Origin of the sequence: Rubrivirga sp. (assembly GCF_049648075.1) — a bacterium.
Lineage (GTDB): Bacteria > Bacteroidota > Rhodothermia > Rhodothermales > Rubricoccaceae > Rubrivirga.
This window is the reverse complement of sequence record NZ_JBARYR010000230.1, coordinates 1-4098: the sequence shown is the minus strand read 5'-3', so window position 1 is coordinate 4098 and position 4098 is coordinate 1. Positions and strand designations below refer to the sequence as shown.

At 68.9% G+C, this 4098-nt stretch carries 3 protein-coding genes; 1 reads left to right on the top strand and 2 read right to left on the bottom strand.

Translation table 11 applies throughout. The annotated features are described in order from the left end of the window. Positions 1 to 1979, top strand: a 1979-nt coding sequence (locus tag WBA11_RS06675; protein WP_424519925.1) for an ATP-dependent Clp protease ATP-binding subunit, incomplete at its 5' end; no start/stop codon positions are given. A gap of 29 nt (positions 1980 to 2008) precedes the next feature. Here the strand turns inward: WBA11_RS06675 and WBA11_RS06670 are convergent. Beyond that, positions 2009 to 2368 (bottom strand): VOC family protein, encoded by a 360-nt coding sequence (locus tag WBA11_RS06670; protein WP_424519924.1) that lies wholly within the window; start codon positions 2366 to 2368, stop codon positions 2009 to 2011. Between the two features lie 12 nt (positions 2369 to 2380). After that, positions 2381 to 4098: tetratricopeptide repeat protein (locus WBA11_RS06665; RefSeq protein WP_424519923.1), on the bottom strand; the 1718-nt coding region annotated here is incomplete at its 5' end.

The window sequence follows — 4098 nt, the reverse complement described above, 5'->3', positions numbered from 1 at the left end:
GGTTGCAGTCCCGGCGGATCCTGTCGCTCGACATGGGTGCGCTGATCGCGGGCGCCAAGTACCGCGGCGAGTTCGAGGACCGGCTCAAGGCCGTCGTCAAGGACGTGGCGGACTCGGACGGCGAGGTGATCCTGTTCATCGACGAGATCCACACCTTGGTGGGCGCGGGCGGCGGCGAGGGCGCGATGGACGCGGCCAACATCCTGAAACCGGCTTTGGCCCGTGGCGAGCTGAGGGCGATCGGCGCGACGACCTTGGACGAGTATCAGAAGTACTTCGAGAAGGACAAAGCCCTCGAGCGGCGCTTCCAGATGGTGTTGGTGGCCGAGCCGTCGGTCCCGGACACCATCGCGATCCTGCGCGGGATCAAGGACCGCTACGAGGTCCACCACGGCGTCCGCATCACCGACGGCGCCATCGTCGCCGCGGCCGAATTGAGCGACCGCTACGTGAGCAACCGCTTCCTGCCCGACAAGGCCATCGACCTGGTGGACGAGGCGGCCTCGAGGCTCAGGATCGAGATCGACTCGACGCCCGAGGAACTCGACACCGTCGAGCGCGAGATCCGCACCCAGGAGATCGCACGCGAGGCCGTCAAGCGCGAGGGCGACGACGCCCAGGTCGAGGAGATCTCGGCGCGCCTGGCCGACCTCGAGGAGGAGCGCGACCGTTTGCGCGCACGCTGGGAGCAGGAGCGCGATTTGGTCACGACCATCAAGGAGTCGAAGGCCGGGATCGACCAGCTCAAGACGTCCGCCGCCGACCTCGAGCGGCAGGGCGACTTCGGGCGCGTCGCCGAGATCCGCTACGGCGAGATCCCCGACCTCGAGGGCGCCATCGAGGACGCGACCCAGAAGCTGTCCGAGGTCCAGGAGAACGGGGCCATGCTCAAGGAAGAGGTCGACGCGGAGGACATCGCGGACGTGATCTCGCGGGCGACGGGCATCCCGATCTCGAAGATGTTGGAGACGGAGCGGGAGAAGCTGCTCCACCTCGAGGACGAGATCGAAAAGCGCGTCGTGGGGCAACCCGAGGCCGTCGAGGCCGTGGCGAACGCGGTCCGCCGCTCGAGGGCGGGGTTGCAAGAGGCCTCGAGGCCGCTCGGGTCGTTCATCTTCCTGGGCACGACGGGCGTCGGCAAGACGGAGTTGGCGAAGGCCCTCGCCGAGCAGCTGTTCGACGACGAGTCGGCGTTGGTGCGGATCGACATGTCGGAGTACCAGGAGCGGCACACGGTGTCGCGCCTGGTCGGGGCGCCTCCCGGATACGTCGGCTACGACGAGGGCGGGCAGCTAACGGAGGCGGTGCGGCGGCGTCCGTACTCCGTCGTCTTGCTCGACGAGTTCGAGAAGGCGCACCCGGAGGTCTACAACGTGCTCTTGCAAGTCTTAGACGACGGTCGGCTGACGGACTCGAAGGGCCGGGTCGTAGACTTCTCGAACACGATCATCATCATGACCTCGAACCTGGGCTCGGAGGCCATCACGCAGCGGCTCGGGACCGACCGTGAGATCACCGAGGACGAGATGGACACGCTGCGCGACGACCTGACGGCGATGCTGCGCCAGACGCTCCGCCCGGAGTTTCTCAACCGGATCGACGAGACCGTCGTGTTCCGCCCGCTCGGCCGGTCGCAGATCCGCCAGATCGTCGAGATCCTGTTCGCACGGACGTCCTCGATGGCCGAGCGTCAAGGCATCCAGCTGGTCCTCACGGACGCGGCCAAGGACGCGCTCGCGTCGGACGGCTTCGACGCCGCGTTCGGGGCGCGTCCGCTCAAGCGGGTCTTGCAGCGCCAGGTCGCGAACCGTCTGGCCGAGCAGATCCTGGGCGGCCTCGTGTCGCCGGGCGACTCGGTCGTGATCGACGCGGCGCCGGACGGCGGCGTCACGTTGGAGACCGTTCCGGCCGGTGCCGGCCTCGAGGACGCGCCGTCCGACGTCGAGGTCGGGCCGATGGCGCCGGCGGGGGAGGCATAGACCCTCTGGCGGCACGGCGACTTCCTGGGCTACTCGACGGGACCGTAGCTCGCCACGGCGAGTTCGTTGCCGCTCGGGTCGCGGAAGTGGAAGCGCTGGCCACCTGGAAAATCGAAGGCGGGGGTCGAGATCTCTCCACCAGCGGCCTCGACGGCCGCCTGGCTCTCGGCCAGATCATCAGACGTCAGCACCACGAGTGGGCCGCCCGTTGAGACATCATCGGCCAGGGCGAAGCCTCCCATCTCGCCTCCGCCCTCTCTTTGAATGCCAGCGTAGGCCGGTCCGTAGTCCGTGAACGACCACCCGAACGCAGACCCGTAGAACTGCTTGGCGACCTCGAGGTCGAGGACGGAGAACTCGATGTAGTCGATGGGATGGCCTTCAGCCATAAGGAGATGGAGTCAGTACCGCAGAGGATCAGACCTCGAGGACGGATTGGAGGCGCCGCCCCACGATCCGTTCAAGATCGCCCGAGCCGACCTGATCCGCTCCTCGTCTTCGGCCTCGAGGGCGTGCGGCAATGCGGTCTGGGCGAGGCGACGGGCCTCTTCCATCTGTCCTCGGTCCGCCAGGATCTCGGCCAGCTCGATCTCGGCGCTGAATCGTCTCGAGTCGTCGGGCGCGAGCGCGTCCTCGAAGACGGCGAGCGCGCGGCGGTAGACGCCGACCACGTCGGGGTCGCCCTGAAGCCGGAGCGTCCTGCCAAGCCCGTGGAGCGCGTCGCCGACGTACGGGTGGTCGGGAGGCAGGGTCTCGGCGTAGGCGCTTAGGGCTTGGCGAGCGAGCCGAGCGGCCTCCCCGAGGTCGCCGTCGATTCGCTCGAGCGTGCTCATCGTGACGAGCGTGAACGAGACCTCGGGGTGGGTCTCGGGGTAGCGAGACCGGAAGAGGGCGAGCGACTCCTCGAGGAATGGCCGGGCGCGACCCGGCTCATCGACCATGATGTACATCGAGGCCACGTTCGACAGGCCGATCGCCACGTTCGGATGATCCGGCCCCAGAATGCGACGCCAGACGTCGATGGCCCGGAGATAGTTGGCTTCGGCCGCGGGGTAGTCCTCGCGGCGGTGGTCGAGCGTGCCGAGGTTGTTGTAAGCGCTGGCCAGGGACAGGCTCGAGTCGCCCTCGAGGACGCGGAACCGACCGATCGACCGGCGCAAGGCGTTGTCAGCCTCGTCGATGCGGTTTAGGCGGGTGAGAGAGACACCGAGCGCGCTCAGGCCGGTCGCGTACTCGGCGTCGTCCTCGAGGCCCAAGCGGTCCCGGAGCGCGAGTGCGCGCTGGAAGGAGGCCACGGCCTGCTCATACTCGCCCTGGTACCGGCGGAGCACGCCGATGGCTTGGTGCGAACTCGCGACGTCGGGGTGGTCTGGGCCGAGGTCATGGAGTCGGAGACCGAGAGCGAGTTGGTAGAGCGAGTCCGTCGCCGCGTACTCGCCCTGGGCCTGACGCAAGATGCCCAGGGCCTCGAGGGCGTCGGCGCGAACGCGGGGGGCGGCGTCGATGGCGGCGGCCTCGGTGAGGAGGGAGTCGGCGAGATCGAGCCGGCCCCGGTCACGGTAGACGTCGCCGATGGTCTGTAGGACCGCCGCGCGGACGTCGGGCTGATCGGCCAAGTCCACTCGCGCGCGCTCGGCACCGAGGCCGAGCGCGGCGAGGACCGTGAGGGTGTCGCCCTGCGCTTCGTCGGGGTCAGCGGCGCTGAACAGACCGGTGACGAAGGTCGAGACCTCGTCCGCCGTCGCGGCCTCGATCTCGGCCTGGCTCTGAGCCGCCCGCGCCTCTCCCGCCTGCCACAGCGCCACACCGGCCCCGCCAACGACCGCGATCAAGGCCACCGCCGCCGCCGCCACCAACGCCCGGTTTCTCCGCACGAACTTTCCTAGACGGTATCCGACCGACTCTGGCCGGGCCTCGATGGGGAGCCCGTCGAGATGGCGCTGGACGTCGGCCCCAAGCTCGGCGGCACCTCGGTACCGGCGCTCGGGGTTTTGGCGGAGCGATTTCAGGACGATTTGGTCGAGGTCGCCCCGCAGGCGGCGGCGCAGCCGCTGGGTGGTCGTCGAGCGAAGCGCGCTCGAGTCGCCAGCCACACTGGCCTCGCGGCTCACGACGTCGC